This is a genomic window from Glutamicibacter sp. FBE19 (assembly GCF_015524875.1).
Taxonomy (GTDB): Bacteria; Actinomycetota; Actinomycetes; order Actinomycetales; family Micrococcaceae; genus Glutamicibacter; species Glutamicibacter halophytocola.
In genome coordinates, this window is record NZ_JACKQN010000011.1 from 95,612 (window position 1) to 110,952 (window position 15,341).

At 60.7% G+C, this 15,341-nt stretch carries 13 protein-coding genes; 7 read left to right on the plus strand and 6 right to left on the minus strand.

Features of this window, described 5'->3' with window-relative positions; genetic code table 11:
- Positions 1-11: 11 nt before the first annotated feature.
- The 3 genes from gabT to H6F58_RS15690 form a co-directional block, all read right to left on the minus strand.
- Complete coding sequence (gene gabT, locus H6F58_RS15680; protein ID WP_195182116.1) at positions 12-1,355, minus strand: 4-aminobutyrate--2-oxoglutarate transaminase; 1,344 nt, start codon at positions 1,353-1,355, stop codon at positions 12-14.
- Positions 1,356-1,552: 197 nt separating this feature from the next.
- Complete coding sequence (locus H6F58_RS15685; protein WP_146275779.1) at positions 1,553-1,705, minus strand: methionine/alanine import family NSS transporter small subunit; 153 nt, start codon at positions 1,703-1,705, stop codon at positions 1,553-1,555.
- 2 nt (positions 1,706-1,707) lie between these two features.
- Positions 1,708-3,315 carry a sodium-dependent transporter gene (locus H6F58_RS15690; RefSeq protein WP_195182117.1) on the minus strand — a complete coding sequence of 536 codons (1,608 nt, stop codon included), beginning with the start codon at positions 3,313-3,315 and terminating at the stop codon, positions 1,708-1,710.
- Positions 3,316-3,429: 114 nt separating this feature from the next.
- Here H6F58_RS15690 and H6F58_RS15695 point away from each other — a divergent pair, with 114 nt between their 5' ends.
- The 3 genes from H6F58_RS15695 to H6F58_RS15705 are packed head-to-tail and all read left to right on the plus strand — an operon-like array spanning position 3,430 to position 5,799.
- On the plus strand, positions 3,430-4,833 hold the full coding sequence (locus H6F58_RS15695; RefSeq protein WP_195182118.1) for a PucR family transcriptional regulator: 1,404 nt from the start codon (positions 3,430-3,432) through the stop codon (positions 4,831-4,833).
- Positions 4,834-4,852: 19 nt separating this feature from the next.
- A complete protein-coding gene (locus H6F58_RS15700) occupies positions 4,853-5,287 on the plus strand; it encodes a hypothetical protein (protein ID WP_060702291.1) in 435 nt (144 codons plus the stop codon).
- Positions 5,287-5,799 (plus strand): HIT family protein, encoded by a 513-nt coding sequence (locus H6F58_RS15705; RefSeq protein WP_146275785.1) that lies wholly within the window; start codon positions 5,287-5,289, stop codon positions 5,797-5,799. Before H6F58_RS15700 ends, H6F58_RS15705 begins: the two co-directional genes overlap by 1 nt.
- Before the next feature lie 86 nt (positions 5,800-5,885).
- Here H6F58_RS15705 and H6F58_RS15710 read toward each other — a convergent pair whose 3' ends face one another.
- On the minus strand, positions 5,886-6,983 hold the full coding sequence (locus tag H6F58_RS15710; protein WP_146275787.1) for a polyprenyl synthetase family protein: 1,098 nt from the start codon (positions 6,981-6,983) through the stop codon (positions 5,886-5,888).
- A 289-nt stretch (positions 6,984-7,272) separates the two neighbouring features.
- Here H6F58_RS15710 and H6F58_RS15715 point away from each other — a divergent pair, with 289 nt between their 5' ends.
- The 4 genes from H6F58_RS15715 to H6F58_RS15730 all read left to right on the plus strand — a co-directional run bounded on the left by H6F58_RS15715 (position 7,273) and on the right by H6F58_RS15730 (position 11,271).
- Entirely contained in the window at positions 7,273-8,610 is a 1,338-nt protein-coding gene (locus tag H6F58_RS15715; RefSeq protein WP_195182119.1) for an isochorismate synthase, read from the plus strand.
- A 172-nt stretch (positions 8,611-8,782) separates the two neighbouring features.
- Positions 8,783-9,571 carry an ABC transporter substrate-binding protein gene (locus tag H6F58_RS15720; protein ID WP_195182120.1) on the plus strand — a complete coding sequence of 263 codons (789 nt, stop codon included), beginning with the start codon at positions 8,783-8,785 and terminating at the stop codon, positions 9,569-9,571.
- Between the two features lie 112 nt (positions 9,572-9,683).
- Positions 9,684-10,475 (plus strand): amino acid ABC transporter permease, encoded by a 792-nt coding sequence (locus tag H6F58_RS15725; protein WP_195182121.1) that lies wholly within the window; start codon positions 9,684-9,686, stop codon positions 10,473-10,475.
- Positions 10,476-10,488: 13 nt separating this feature from the next.
- Positions 10,489-11,271: an amino acid ABC transporter ATP-binding protein gene (locus H6F58_RS15730; protein ID WP_195182122.1), complete on the plus strand. Its 783-nt coding sequence runs from the start codon at positions 10,489-10,491 to the stop codon at positions 11,269-11,271.
- Positions 11,272-11,358: 87 nt separating this feature from the next.
- On the opposite strand, the gene menD is transcribed toward H6F58_RS15730, so the two are convergent.
- Entirely contained in the window at positions 11,359-13,062 is a 1,704-nt protein-coding gene (menD, locus tag H6F58_RS15735; protein ID WP_195182123.1) for a 2-succinyl-5-enolpyruvyl-6-hydroxy-3-cyclohexene-1-carboxylic-acid synthase, read from the minus strand.
- A gap of 147 nt (positions 13,063-13,209) precedes the next feature.
- Positions 13,210-15,321, minus strand: a complete 2,112-nt coding sequence (locus H6F58_RS15740; RefSeq protein ID WP_195182124.1) for a PhoX family phosphatase — start codon at positions 15,319-15,321, stop codon at positions 13,210-13,212.
- Positions 15,322-15,341: the final 20 nt, after the last annotated feature.

Genomic DNA, 15,341 nt, shown 5'->3' on the forward strand with positions numbered 1-15,341 from the left:
GAACCTAGGGACTAGGAAGCCAGCTTGCGGATTGCCGACTCCAGCACGTCAAGGGCATCGTTGAGCAGCTCATCGCCGATGACCAGCGGTGGCAGCAGGCGAACGACGTTGCCGTAGGTGCCGCAGGTCAGGATGACAACACCCTGTGCCAGGCACTCGGCAGCAATTGCCTTGGTCAGATCGGCGTCTGGCTCCTTGCCGCCAGCCTTGACGAATTCAAGGGCGATCATGGCACCGCGGCCACGAACTTCACCGATGGCTGGGAACGCGGACTGCAACGCGGTGAAGCGGGCGAAGAACTTCTCTTCGATTTCGCGGGCACGAGCTGGCAGGTCCTGCTCTTCCATGAACTTGATGGTCTCAAGAGCTGCGGCTACGGCAACCGGGTTGCCACCGTAGGTGCCGCCCAGTCCTCCGCCGTGGACCGAGTCCAGCAGGTCGGCACGGCCAACGATGCCCGACAGCGGCATGCCGCCGGCAATGCCCTTGGCAACGGTGATGATATCCGGTTCGATCTGCTCGATGTCCGAAGCGAACCATGCACCCGAACGGGCGAAGCCGGCCTGGACTTCATCGGCGATGAAGACGATGCCGTTTTCCTTGGCCCACTCGGCAACGCGTGGCAGGAAGCCGGTGGCAGGGACAATGAAGCCGCCCTCGCCCTGGATTGGCTCGATGATGATCGCAGCGATCTGGTCGCCGCCGATCTGCTTCTCCATGGCCAGGATGGCGCGCTCAGCAGCTTCCTTGCCGGAGATGTTCGGGTTCTCCTCGCGGAATGGGTAGCTCATTGGCATGCGGTAGATCTCCGGTGCCAGTGGGCCGAAGCCGCGCTTGTATGGTGCTGCCTTGGCAGTCAGGCCCATGGTGAGGTTGGTGCGGCCGTGGTAAGCGTGGTCGAAGGCGACAACCGCCTGGCGGCCGGTGGCGATGCGAGCTACCTTGATGGCGTTCTCCACCGCTTCGGAGCCGGAGTTGAAGAAGACCGCGCGCTTCTCGAAATCACCGGGGGTGATCGCGGCCAGCTTCTCAGCCAGGGCGACGTAGTTCTCGTACGGGGCAACCATGAAGCAGGTGTGGGTGAAGTGCTGCGCCTGCTCGGCGACAGCCTTGGCCACGGCTGGGTTGGAAGCGCCCACGGTGGTCACAGCAATGCCCGAGCCAAGGTCGATCAGCTGGTTGCCGTCGACATCGACGATGATGCCGCCGTCAACATCTGCTGCGTAGACTGGCAGGCTGGAAGCTACACCGGCAGCAACTGCCTTGGCGCGGCGTGCGGCGAGTTCTTCCGACTTGGGGCCGGGGAATGGCCAGTTGATCTTGCGCTTCTGTTCAATGCGGTAGCTAACGTCCACCTGCTTGTCCTTTCACTATGGTTTTACGAGCGCGTGGCTCGACGTGTTCTTACAAGAAGAATATTCTTCGCGGCCCGTTGCCACTACCAGACTTGGCACAAATGCCTCTGGGATCAGTAGTGCATCTGCACAGAAAAATACCTCCTTGCGCCAAGCGGGGCTCGGCGCAAGGAGGTATCGGTTGCTGCTTGATGTCCCTACAGGCTGTTATTGCCCGCAGTTCCAGCAGTTTCAATGACGTCGTCGTTGTCCTTTTCAGGATGACGCGAGAGGTTGATCAATGCGACGGCGAGGCCGCCCCAGATGGTCAGCATGGAAATGATCATGAAGACAATGGCTATGCCGGTCATGGCTAGTATTCCTTTCCGGCTGGTTCGGGAAGTTCTTCTGCTTCAACGTTCTGCTGATGCTCCTTGAACTCCGGGTCGTTGGCCTTCGAGTTCTTGCTCCATGGAATCAAGGAGAGCACTACGGCGCCAACAATCAGCAGCCCGGCCATGCCCCAGCCGAAGATTCCGTTGAACCATAGCGGGTATCCGGAATACGACTCATTGATCTTGGATTGCACTTCATTGATCAGCATGTACCCCAGGGCCGCTGGGCCGATGCCGCCAACCAGGACCTTCCAACCGGTGCCCAGCTTGATGGAGCTGTGGCGGTTCATGTGCTTGGCCAGCTTTGGCAGCATGCCAAGGCCTGCCCCGAAGACGATGACCAGCACCAGTGCGCAGGCCAGGATGCCGAACTGGTTCACGAAGGCGTCCATGGTATCCAGCAGGTACAGGCCCGTGGTGGTTGGGAACAAGATCAGCGAAATGATCGCCACCGGGACAACAACGACTAAGGTGGCCGGAGTGCGCTTCCAACCCAGCTTGTCCTGGAAGGCCGCCACGATCACTTCGAGAATCGAGATCAGGGAGGTCAGGCCAGCGAAGACCAGCGAGCCAAAGAACAGCACGCCAATCAGCCCGCCCAGCGGCGCCTGCGAGACGATGGTCGGGAAGGCAATGAAGGCCAGGCCGATGCCGCTGGTGGCCACCTCGTCAACGCTCGAGCCGGCGTTGTGCGCCATGAAGCCCAGGGCAGCGAAGACGCCGATACCGGCTAGCAGTTCAAAACTGGAGTTGGCGAACGCTACGACGTAGCCCGAACCGGTCAAATCGCTCTTGCGCTTCATGTAGGACGAATAGGTCACCATGATGCCGAAGGCCACGGACAGCGAGAAGAAGATATGGCCAAAGGCCGCAGCCCAGACTGCCGGATTCTGCAGCGCTTCGAAGTCAGGGGTGAAGAAGGCGTTCAGGCCGTCAATTGCGCCAGGCAGGAACACGGACTGCACTACGAGGATTGCGAACATGACGATGAGCAGTGGCATGAAGATTGCGTTGGCCCGGGAAATGCCCTTATTCACGCCGGCCACCATGATCACGATGGCTACGAGCCACACGATCAGCATTGGGGTGAAAATATTGCCGACGAAGTCAAAGGAGACATTGACGTCGTCCGAGACTTTCAGGAAGTCCTGCATGAAGAAGCCGGAAGCTCCCTCTGCATTTTTCTCCCAGGCCTTGGTGATGGAGAACCAGCAATACATGGCGGCCCAGGCGATGATGGCTGCGTAGTAGATGGCGATAATGAAGCAGATCAGCACCTGCCACCAGCCGAGCATTTCGGTTTTCCGGTTGGCCCGCCGGTAGGCCAGCGGAGCCGAGCCGCGGTAGCGGTGGCCGATCGAGTAGTCGAGGAACAGCAGTGGAATACCTGCGCAGAGGATAGCTACGAGGTATGGGATCAGGAATGCACCGCCGCCGTTCTCGTAGGCGACGTACGGGAAACGCCAAATATTTCCCAGTCCAACGGCCGAACCAACCGCAGAAAGAATGAAGAGCTTTCGTGAACTGAAAGTCTCACGCTTTTCGGATGCGAGTGGAGCGCCCTGTTTTGAAGATGGAGAGCTCATGTGTCTAAGCTACTGCAAAAAGTTCACATTCTGGTCAATTTTCGGTAACGCGTGTCCATTATTTGAGCAATTTGCTGAAATTGGAACCATCCGCAGGCCAACTAGAATGGCTCCATGGCAATTAGTTTACGCGGACTGCTGGAGCATGACGAGCTCGATCTCCGCCCGATGACCGAACATACCCATCGCGACGACATGGTCATCACCTGGTCAGCCATCACCGAGCTGCTGGACCCGTCCAAGTTCCTCACCGGCCGCGAAATCGTCTTGACCACCGGGGTGCGCCAGAAAACCAAGGCCGCGCAACGGGAATTTGTGCGCGTGCTTGCCGCCAATGATGCGGTGGCCCTGGGATTCGGCACCGGCCTGGAACATGCCTCCGTGCCTGAAGCCACCATCGTCGCGGCCCGCGAAGTCGGGCTGCCTGTCTTCGAAGTCCCCTACCAGGTTCCCTTCGCCGCCATTACCCGGCTCATCGCTGAAGCCATGAATGCCGAGCATCTCAAGCGCGTGGAGAACTTGCTCAAATCGCACCAGAAGCTGGCTCGTTCCCTGCTCTCCTCCGACCTCGATAGCATGCTCGATGAACTGGCCCGCATGCTCGGGACGGACGTGGCGTTAAGTCTTCACGGCGAGGTGATCAGCGGGGACCATGACCCCGAACGCAGCTGGCACGAACTGCCGGTGGCCACAGGCTTGCGTGATAAATGCATCCTGCACCTGGCAGAACCCTATGTGCATGATCCTGTCGTGGATTATGCCCAGTCCCTGATCGGCCTGGAGATGGCCAACAAATCGCGGTTGCGCGCCTCGCAGCGCCAGGCCAATGGCCAGGTGCTCGCCGACTTGGCTGCCGGCACCTTGGTCGGGGCCGACGCCGCAGGGCGCCTTGGCGCCTTGGGCCTGAATCCGCAGCGCGAGCACTCGGTCATCCTGGTGCAGGCCTCCACCCAGGCCGAGCGCTTGCAGACCTTGCCCCTTCCCGCGGATCTTTCCTCCCAGGTTTCAGCGATGATGGAAGGCCGCTTGGCGGTGATCGTTGCGCACAGCAAGGTCCAGCTGTCCATCAAGCATCTCGATGAGTATCTTCAGGCCGCCGGGATCTCGGCCCGGGTTGGATATGGCGGCCGCTACTCGAATACCACCGGTATCCGCTGGAGCTATTTCGAGGCGCTCGAATCCCTGCGCCACGGCGAGCGCATCAACGTCCCCACCAAGCTCTCGCTCACTTCCCTGCTCTTGGCCGCCAGGGATGTGCCGCTGCAGGACCTTGCCGCAGAAGCACTCGGTCCGCTGCAGGACTTTGATTCCACCCATGATTCAGATCTCCTGCTGACGCTGCGCGAGTACCTGAACCGCGATGGCTCGGTAGGCGCCGTAGCCGAAGCGCTGGGCCTGCACCGCAATACCGTGCGCTACCGCATGCAGCAGATATCGGAGCTCTCGGGCTACGACCCGAATGTGACAAGCGACCGAGTCCAGCTGTGGATCGCGTTGAGCGCACTTGAGCTTGGCTAATCTCGAATAGGATTAACACATGGCTGACATGTTTCTAGAGAAGTTCCGTTCCTTGGTCCCCAAATATTTGGATGACCAGTGGAATGAAGCCGACGGGCTCAACGGCGAAGAACTGCGTGATGCCCTAGCCCAGTCCAAGGTTTCCATTCCCTTTGTGCTCGAGGAGTTCTACCTGGCGCTGGGCAACAATGAAGATTTCATGGAGGCCTACCACTACTTCTTCGACCCCGAGGAATTGGAAATCGAAGACGGCCACCTGTTGTTCCTGGAGGACGAAGAAGAAAAGTTCGTCTGGGCCTTCAAGGCCTCGCAGCTGGATGTTCCCGATCCCATCGTTTACCGCCGCAACAACGCCAAGGGCACATGGACCAGCGAAGAAGGCACGTTCAGCGAATTCACGCTGGACATGTTCGCATGGGTCTTTGACGAATTGGCAGCCGAACTGGAGGACTAGTGCTCCACCGTTCCCATCAGCCGGCCGAGTACCAGTGCCCTTTCTGCGAACTGGTGCAGGATCTGCCGTTCAGCCAGGACAATCTTTGCGCGCCTACCGATCTGATCTATCAGACCGGCTTGGTGGCGGCGATCATGGCCTGTGATGGGTTCGGAAACTATGGCGGGCATGCCATGATCATTCCCACCCGGCATCTGGAAGCGCTCTACGACCTGGATGATGCCACCGGCGCGGCCATCATGAAGGAAACCAAGCGCGTGGCATTGGCTATGAAGCTGGCGTGGGATCCGGAAGGCACCAGCACCCGGCAGCACAATGAGCCCGCGGGAAACCAGCATGTCTGGCATTACCACCAGCACGTATTTCCCCGCTATCACGATGACCAGCTGTATCAGCAGCTGCGCCATCGGGTCTCGATAGAGGAACGGGCATTGAAGGCGCAGCAGCTGCGCCGGGCGCTCTTTTCCCCGGAGCACCCTGAACCGCTGCAAGCTTCGGAAGTAATCCGTTGACGAGATGATTCGGCTGGTTAAACACCGCAGCGCATGAAGACCGTGATCTTCATGCGCTGCGGTTTTTTCAGTCTTTCGAATCCTGCTCAGGCGTCGCGGGTCACCACGGCGTCGGCGAAGGAGATCAACGCCTGCTTCACGGTGCCTTCCGGCAACGGCGCCAGCGATTGGATCGCGTCATCGGCCCACTGTCGTGCGGCCTTCCACGCATCGTGCAGTACCGAGTGCGCGCGAACGGCTTCAACGGCCTTGGCCAGTGCCTCATCCGTGGAAAGGTCGGCATCCACCAGGGCCACGGCCTGCGCGGCTTGCTCATCACCGGCTGCCGCGGCCTGGCGCAGCAGCAGGATCGGCAAGGTCGGGACGCCTTCACGCAAATCAGTGCCCGGCGTCTTGCCCGAGTCGGCCTTCGCGGAGGCCAGGTCAATGACGTCGTCAGCTACCTGGAAGGCAACGCCCACCTTTTCACCGTACTCGCGCAGTATCTCGATGAACTCCGGCGCTCCGCCAAAGCGCGCGCCAAAGGCTCCGGAGGTGGAAAGCAGGGAGGCGGTCTTGTCGCTGATGACCTGCAGGTGGTGCTCGATTTCATCGTCGCCTTCACGCGGCCCGATTGATTCGTGCAGCTGGCCCAGGCACAGGCGCTCGAAGGTGCGCGACTGCCACATCACCGCTTCAGGGCCAAGGTCGGCGCCGAAGACCGAGGCCCGGGCGAAGATGAGGTCCCCTGCCAGAATGGCAACGGAGTTGCCCCAGACCTCGTGGGCAGTGGGAGCACCGCGGCGCAGCGGAGCGGAGTCCATCACGTCGTCGTGGTACAGGGTTGCCAGGTGGGTCAGTTCCACGACGGCTGCGGCCTTGATCACTTCATCGGTCACGCCGTGGCCGAGCAGGGAGGTGAGCAGCACCAAGAGCGGGCGCACCCGCTTGCCGCCGGCTTCGACCAGGTGCCGGCTAGAGGCATCGATCAACGGGTCGGAATTGGCCAGCGCATCGCGCAGCAGCTTCTCGACCTTGGCCATGCCGATGGAAATCGCCGGCCCGAAGTCCGGGTCCTCGGCAAGCATCGCAAAGCCCGAGGGAAGATTAATAGCCGCAGCTAATGCAGCGGTTTCAGGATTCAGCTCAATCGAGTCCGACACTTCATGTCCGGCTGCGGTCCAGTTGCTCTTCGAATCAGTCACTGTTCTACGGCTTACTTATCTTTCATCGGGGTGGCCATCGCGGTATGCGAAGACTTTGGCGCCTGCAATATGCAGACAAACATCTCTTCACTCTAGCCGATGCTGTCCACCACTAGATGCTGGCACGGTGCAACGCGCACGTGCAGGCTGGCCAGCGACCTAGCAGTTCGTTCTAGAGTTTACCGGCTCAGGCCAGCAGTTATCACCAGACCCGCCATAACTCACAGTCGTGACTGGGGACACCTGCTCGGCATTTTCCCCGGCATCGCGCGGTAGGCTTAGCCTTATCATGTCTGCAGATTCGCCCGTTCTCAGCGCCAGCGCCCATCAGCTGTCGGCCCCTAGTCTCACCAGCATCACCTTTGAATATGTCGATGCTCCGCAAACGCTGCTTGGCGACTCATTGCGTCACCGAAGCCTGGTTTGGACCCGAAATGGGCATGGCCTGGTCGGTTTTGGCACCGCTGCCCGCTTGCACACCCATGGCGAGGAACGCTTCGCACGGGCCCGGGCATGGTTTGCGCAGATCATCGAGAACGCCCGGATCATCGACCCGCTGAATCGCCCGGGCACCGGCCTGGTCAGCTTCGGCTCCTTCGCGTTCTCCTTCACCAGCGTTTTCGAATCCCGCATGATCATTCCCCAGCTGGTCATTGGCCGCGATGAGCAGACCGCATGGATCACGCTCACCGGCACCGCCGAGGAACTCGATGGCGTCACCTACGAACAGGCCTTGGCTCGCGCGTCGGCCTTGATGGCCGATGCCGCCATTCCCGAGGCAGCTGCCGGCAGCATCAAGCTGACCAGCGGGCAGTTGACCGCCGGCTCCTATGTCGAGGCCGTTAAAAAGGCCCTGCGGCATTTTGACGAGCGCGGCATTTCGAAGCTGGTGCTGGCCCGGGACGTGTTGGCCCACAGCAGCACGCCAATCGATCTGTCCAAGGTCGTCCATGCCTTGACCGAGCGCTACGGCAATTGCTGGACCTACAGCGTTGACGGCTTGGTCGGCGCAACTCCAGAGATGCTGGTGCGGGTCACCGATGGCTTGGCCGAGGCGCGCGTATTGGCCGGAACCCTGGACCGCGCAGCGGCCGGGGCCGATGATCCGGGCTTTGCACAGCACCGCCTTTTCGAGGACCCGAAGCAGCGCAATGAGCACCAGCTGGCTATTGACTCGTTGACCCATTCGCTGAATCCTATTTCGCACGGCATGAGCGCACCGGAAGAGCCATTCATTTTGCAGTTGCCCAATGTGTGGCATTTGGCCAGTGATGTGCGGGCGCAATTGCGCGCGGATACGACCGGCGCGTTGCCGTCGGCCCTGGATGTTGCCGAAATCTTCCATCCAACTGCGGCGGTGTGCGGAACCCCGACGAAAAAGGCCGGGGTGCTCCTGCGTGAATTGGAAGGCATGGACCGCGGACCCTACGCCGGTCCCGTGGGCTGGGTTGACAGCCGTGGCGATGGGGAATTCGGCATCGCCTTGCGCGGTGGAATCCTGGAGGACGAGAAGCTCATGCGCTTGTACGCCGGCTGCGGCATCGTTCCCGGCTCGGTTCCGGAAGATGAGTTGGCCGAGTCGTGGGCAAAAATGCGCCCTATGCGCCAGGCTCTGGGCGCCGAATAGCCCACCTGCCAACGTGGCCAGAGTGGATGATCTGCCTGATTTTCCAAAGCGTAAGTTCTCCTTACTCTCGATAGCAGTTGTGTGAAGTGCGTCTCGTGCTGGTGCTGTCGCGGTTATGATTGGGGCATCGCAGTGATCCACTCGCAATGACCCGAAAGTAGGTTTTGATCCTATGCGTAGCCCCAAGAAAAAATTCGCAGCCGCCGTCGCGCTCAGCTCCGTAGCACTTCTAGCCATGACCGCCTGCGGTTCCGATAGCGGCTCCAGCTCGGAATCCGAAGGCGCATCCTTCCCGATCAACGAGGGCAAGCTGACCATTTGCTCGGATATCCCCTACGAGCCATTTGAATTCGTCAAGGACGGCAAAAACGTCGGCTTCGACATGGATGTCGCGGCGGAAATTGCCAAGGACGCCAAGCTGGAACTCAATGTCATCGACGCCAGCTTCGACTCCATCGAATCCGGCCTGTTCAGCACCCAGTGCGACATCGCCATTTCCTCGATCTCCATCACCGACGCTCGCAAGGAGAAGATGGACTTCTCCACCCCTTACATGGATGACGACCTGGTCCTGATCGCCAAGAACGGCTCGGGCATCACCGACCTGGAAACCGCCAAGGACAAGAAGGTTGGCGTCCAGCAGGCTACCACCGGTGAAAAGTACGGCAAGGAACAAGGGCTGAATAACATCGTCGGCTACGAGGATGCCGGATTGCAGACCCAGGCGCTGCTGGCAAACCAGGTTGATGCCGTATTGGGCAACCAGTCGGTTCTTGGCTACGCGGTAAAGGACAAGCCTGATTACAAGGCTGTCGCCAACTTCAAGACCGGCGAGCAGCTCGGTGTTGCCGTTCCGAAGGACAAGGCAGACACCCTGGAATTGGTCAATGGAACGCTCAAGCGCTTGACCGATGCAGGCACCATGGAAGAACTGACCGTGAAGTGGTTCGGCGAGAAGTAAGTCTCCGCTGAACACGGATTGATCTACCGGGCGGGGGTTCGCGGCGCAATGAATGCCGCTGGGCATAGTTGCCGCCCGAACCCCCGCTACCTTTACGAGAGGTACAAAACCAATGGCAATGACTACTAGTCAGCGCGCCCGCACAAGCAAAATCATTCAGATTGTGCTCTTCTTTGCCATCATCATCGCCCTGGTGGCAATCGTTGACTGGGAAAAAGCGTCCTACGCTTTCTTCTCCTTCGACAAGCTCGGCCCGATGTTTCCCGGCATGATTCTGGTCGGCCTGAAGAATACGATCTTCTACACCGTCATTTCCTTTGCTTTCGGTTTGGTGCTGGGTCTTCTCCTGGCCCTGATGAAAATGGCGTCATTCGCGCCGTACCGGTGGTTTGCCACCGCATTCATCGAATTCTTCCGAGGCATCCCCGCAATCCTGGTGCTGTTGGCATTCGGATTTGGCTTGCCTCAAGCTTTCGGAACAACGTGGCCTCAGCCGGTGAACGTGATGTTCGCCTTGGGACTGGTTTCCGCGGCCTACATCGCTGAAACCCTGCGCGCCGGTTTGCAGGCCGTTCCCAAGGGCCAAACGGAAGCGGCTCGCTCCCTGGGCATGCCAGCATGGCGCGCCATGGTCACCATTGTCATCCCGCAGGCTTTCAAGATCGTCCTGCCTCCGATGACCAATGAAATCATCTTGCTGACCAAGGACACTTCCTTGGCCTTCATCCTCGGCGCGGCCGCCGCCCAGTACGAGATGACCAAATTCGGCCGCGATGGCATTTCCCAGCTGGATGCAGGCATCACCCCGCTGGTCGTGGCTGGCCTGTTCTACCTGGTGATCACCATCCCGCTGAGCCTGGTAGCCCGCAAATTCGAATCCCGCGCGGCGAAGACCAAGCGATAGTTAGGACTTGAGAATGTCGACTGACACTAATCAACTTTCGGTTCATGCCGCTGGCGTGGAAATCACCGGACTGCGCAAATCCTACGGCGATAACGAGGTGCTCAAGGGCATCGACCTGAACGTCAAGCCCGGCGAGGTAGTTTGCCTCATCGGCCCCTCGGGCTCAGGCAAGTCCACCCTGCTGCGCTGCGTAAATCTGCTGGAAAAGCCCAATGGCGGAACCATCACGGTCGGCGGCTTTGCGGTCACCGACCCGGAGGTGAATCTGGATAAGATGCGCCAGCAAGTGGGCATGGTCTTCCAGCAGTTCAACCTCTTCCCGCACCTGACGGTGCTGGAGAACTGCACGGTTTCCCCGATCAAGGTGCTCAAGCGCAAGAAGGCCGACGCGGAGAAAGTCGCGCTGGGACACCTGGCGCGAGTCGGACTAGGCGATTTCGGAGATCGCTACCCTGATCAGCTTTCCGGCGGCCAGCAGCAGCGCGTGGCCATCGCCCGCGCCCTGTCGATGGAACCAACCCTGATGCTCTTCGACGAGCCCACCAGCGCGTTGGATCCTGAAACCGTCGGCGAGGTACTGGCCATCATGAAGAATCTGGCCAAGGCCGGTATGACCATGCTGGTGGTGACGCACGAGATGGCATTCGCCAAGGAAGTGGCGGACAGGGTGTTCTTCATGGACGGCGGCGTCGTGGTGGAAGAAGGCAAGGCAGCGGATGTCATTGGCAATCCGCAGCAGCCAAGGACCCAGGACTTCCTGCGCCGCGTCTTGGATCCGACCCACGTCGATATCTAGGCAAAGTTAATACAATTCATCCCTTGCACCGGGTTCCGCCAGGTCCTCGCTGCAAGGGATGAATTGTTTCTGCAGTCAATCAAAGAGTCACAATCCGGGCCAGGACAGCTGCCCGATCCTGTGATTGAGCTCCTGGCCATCTGCCCGCAGGTGATCCCTCGACGCGGGTACCTCGATCAAGCGCAGCCTGGCTCCCCCGGTTTGCTCCAGCAGGTTTTTCAGCTCAGCTTTTGTCGTGGCGCGTTCATACTGCCACCCATAGGCCTTGGCCAGGCACTGAATATCAAATTGCTGCGGTGTGGCGAATAGGCGCTCCACGGCGTCGGCATAACGCCCGGAACCATCAACTGCTCCGTGCTCCAATGTGGAGAAGATGGCGCCGCCGGCGTCGTTGTACACCACCACGTCCAGTTGCGGCTGCGGCTCTCCCGGAGTCCACGACAGCGCGCTGGCGTCATGGGCGAAGGTAATGTCGCCCATCACTGCCACGGTCCGCCGCCCGCTTCCAACGGCCAGTCCCAGCGCGGTGGAGATTGTTCCGTCGATGCCGGCCAAACCGCGATTGGCGTACACTGTGGCCTGATCAGCGGCACCCGGGCGGGCAGCCAGGTCGAAATCGCGAACGATATTTGAGGAGCCCAGCAGGAGCACGTCGGGTTGGCGCTCCCAGATCGCTTCGGCAACGTCAAGTCCGTTGATAGCGCCGTCTCGCTTCAAATCGCCGCGAAGGCCCTGGGCCCGGGCATCAAGTTCTTGCCAAGCCGCCAGCCAGCCGCTTGGTGCGGTTCCTGCGAATTCCTGAAGCTCATTCCACTGGCTGATCGGGGTTTCGCGGCGGCGGCCAGCCTCGTACCACGCCACAGGCGCAGGCTGCCAGATGGCGGATTGGATTTTCGGATCGGCCAAGAGCTTTGCAACAGGGCGGCTGAGGGTTGGGCGGCCGAAGAGCACAACCCGTTCAATGCGTTGCGCGCCGACAGCGATCAGCGGGCGGTAGTGGGTGATGGCATGAGCCGAGAACCGGGCATTGGAGGACGGCTCGGCGAACAGCGGCAGGCCCAATTCCTGGGCGAACGCCTGCGCCTGCGCCCCCGCCCCGTGTCCAGCCACCACGACGGTTCGCCGGAGGGGCAGGCCTGCGGCCAGCGCTGGCGCAGCCGCGGATAGCGCATCGCCGGCGGCAGGCCAGAGGCCTGGCTGGATCCGGGCCCAGTACTGGTGCCCAATGCTCTCATTTTCTGCCGGAATGAGCGGATCCCGGAATTGCAGATTCAGTTGGACCGGGCCAGCGGGGAACAGCCCGGTGCCCTGCAATGCTTCCAGCGCTTGTTCAACGCAGGTGCCGGCCTGGTGACCGGCAGGCACGTTGAGCGCGACGCGCACGTGGTCGCCGAAAAGCGCCTTTTGCTTTGTGCTCTGGCTGGCCCCGGTCCCATGCAATTCATCCGGGCGGTCTGCCGAAAGAACGAGCAGTGGCGTGGAAGTGTGGTTGGCTTCCATCACCGCCGGAAGCATCTGGCCGATGGCCGTGCCGCTGGTGGCTGCAAGGGCTACCGGCGTTGCGGTGCTTTGCGCCAGGCCCAGGGCCATAAAAGCCGCCGAACGTTCATCGATTCGCACATGGACCCTGAGCAGCCCAGCAAATTCAGCTTCCGCCGCGGCATAGGCCAGTGGCGCACTGCGCGAGCCGGGAGAAATGACCAGGTCCCGGATACCCGCTTGAATCAGAGTGCCGAGCACCGCACGAGCCGTGGTGATGGCCAATTGCTGATCTGGTTGCTGCAATCCCACGCGGTGTGGCTCCTTCGATTCCTATGCTGCGGCAGTTCTCCCAGTCTATGCCTTGGCACCGGTTCACGTGGTACGACGATGCGCAAAGGCGCCAGGGCGATCGGTGTTCCGATCGTCCTGGCGCCTCAGGGCCAAAGAAGCTGCAGGCTACTTGTTCTTGCCCTTGCCCTTGCCATGCCCCTTGCCCGGGTGCGAGTCTTCCTTGAAGACCTGCACCACGCTTGGACGCGGACCATAGAACTGGCCCGCCGAAGCAGCAGCCGAGTTGGCGAGGTAGTCCGGGAACAGCGACGTTGGTGCAGCGTAGGTTCCGCCTTCACCCGGGTGCTGGACCGAGACGAATACCGAGTTGTCCCTGTCGTGGATCAGCGGGCCACAGGTCTCCGCGCCGGTTGGCACGGCGAGGAACTGCTCGACTCGGCCACGGTCCTTGCCGGTCAGGGTGACCTTGTGCAGGGCATCCGAATATCCGATGGTGCTTGGAGCGCCGTCAGTGGAGATCCACAGGTTGCCCTTCGAGTCGAACGCCAGGTTATCCGGGCAGGAAATTGGCGAGACCTTGTCGGTGGGGTAACCGGAGAAGTAGGTGGAACCGTTGACCTTGGGATCACCGGCGACCAGCAGGATGTTCCAGGTGAACTTGGTACTGGTTGCGTCGTTGCCGGCTTCGGTCAGTTCAACGATGTGGCCATCGCGGTTGGAGATGCGCGGGTTCGGCTCGGTGGCGCCTTCCTTGCCAGCCTTGCCGCGGTCCGAGTTGTTGGTCAGGGCCACGTAGAGCTTGCCGGAGATCGGGCTTGGCTCGACGTCTTCCGGGCGGTCCATCTTGGTTGCGCCCACCTTGTCAGCGGCCAGTCGGGTGTAGACCAGAACCTCTTCCACGCTCATGCCGTCGACCATGGAGGCACCGCCCTTGACCAGCGGCAGCCAGGTGCCGGCGCCGTCGAAAGCGCCGTCGGATGGAACTTGGCCGCTGCCGTCGATTTCGCTTGCTGGCGAGTTGCCGTTGAACTGCGCGACGTACAGGTCGCCCTCGGAGAGCAGCTTCATGTTCTGCTGGCGGTCGTGCTTGGAATAGGTGCCCTTGGAGACAAACTTGTACAGGTACTCGAAGCGCGAGTCATCACCCGAGTAGGCCACGGCCTTGCCGTTCTTGGCGATGCGCACATTGGCGCCCTCGTGCTTGAAGCGTCCCAGGCTGGTGTGCTTGACCGGGGTGGACTTGGGATCCTGCGGATCGATCTCGATGACCCAGCCGAAGCGGTTTGCCTCGTTTTCGTAGCCTTCGTTGCCCAGGCCAAAGCGCGGATCGGTGTCTTCCCAGCCGCGCTCGGTGGCGCCGGTGCCGATGCCGTAGCGCGCTTCCTCGGCGGTGCCCTTGCCGCTGAAGTACTGGTCAACGTTTTCTTCGCCGGAGAGAATGGTGCCCCATGGGGTGGTGCCGCCGGAGCAATTGTTCAAGGTGCCCAGGACCTTGGTTCCGGTCGGGTCGGCAACGGTCTTGAGCAGGTCGCTTCCGGATGCCGGACCGTCCAGCGTGAATTCAGTCTGCGCGGTAATGCGGCGGTTGCGCTCGCCGCCCTGGACGTAGCTCCACTTCTTGTCCTTCTTCTTGCGCTTGACCTCGACGACGCTGAAGCCGTGTGCGTTCATGGCGATGCGGCGGGCTTCATCCTTGTTCGCTTCGAACCAGGCAGCGTCAAACATCATGTCTTCGTTGGTGTATTCGTGGTTGGCTACCAGCACGCCGGTGCGGCCCGAGTACTTGTCAACGATGATGTCGAGGTAATCGCAGTTGTAGCCGAATTGTTCGGCCTGCTTGCGGGCGCTCTGCTTGGTGGCGTCGAATTGCGCGGTGTTTTTGAATAGCGGATCGCCCCAGCGGATGATGGCATTCCAGTCATATCCTTCAGGAACGCTGACGTTGTCTACCGATCGGGACACCGGCTCAATGGCGTCGAAGGACAAGTGGCCGCCGGCGTTGTTGCCGTTCTTCAGCGGCACCAAAGGCGCCGCGCTGGCTTCTTGCGCGCCAAAGAGCTGTGGCCCGACAACCAAGGCCGACGCACCGATTGCGCCAAGGCCCAGCATGCTGCGGCGGGAGAGCGACTTGTCGGCGATGTCTTTGAAGTAGCTGTTGGTCGAGGTATTGCAATCCGGCTTTACGCAGGCATCTCCACATTTGAAGTGGCAGGTTGCTGCGGACCGTCCGCCGCGGGTATGGCCTAGCATTGGCAAAAGGGTACGGGTTGGATTCATGATCCATCACTTCCTCGGTT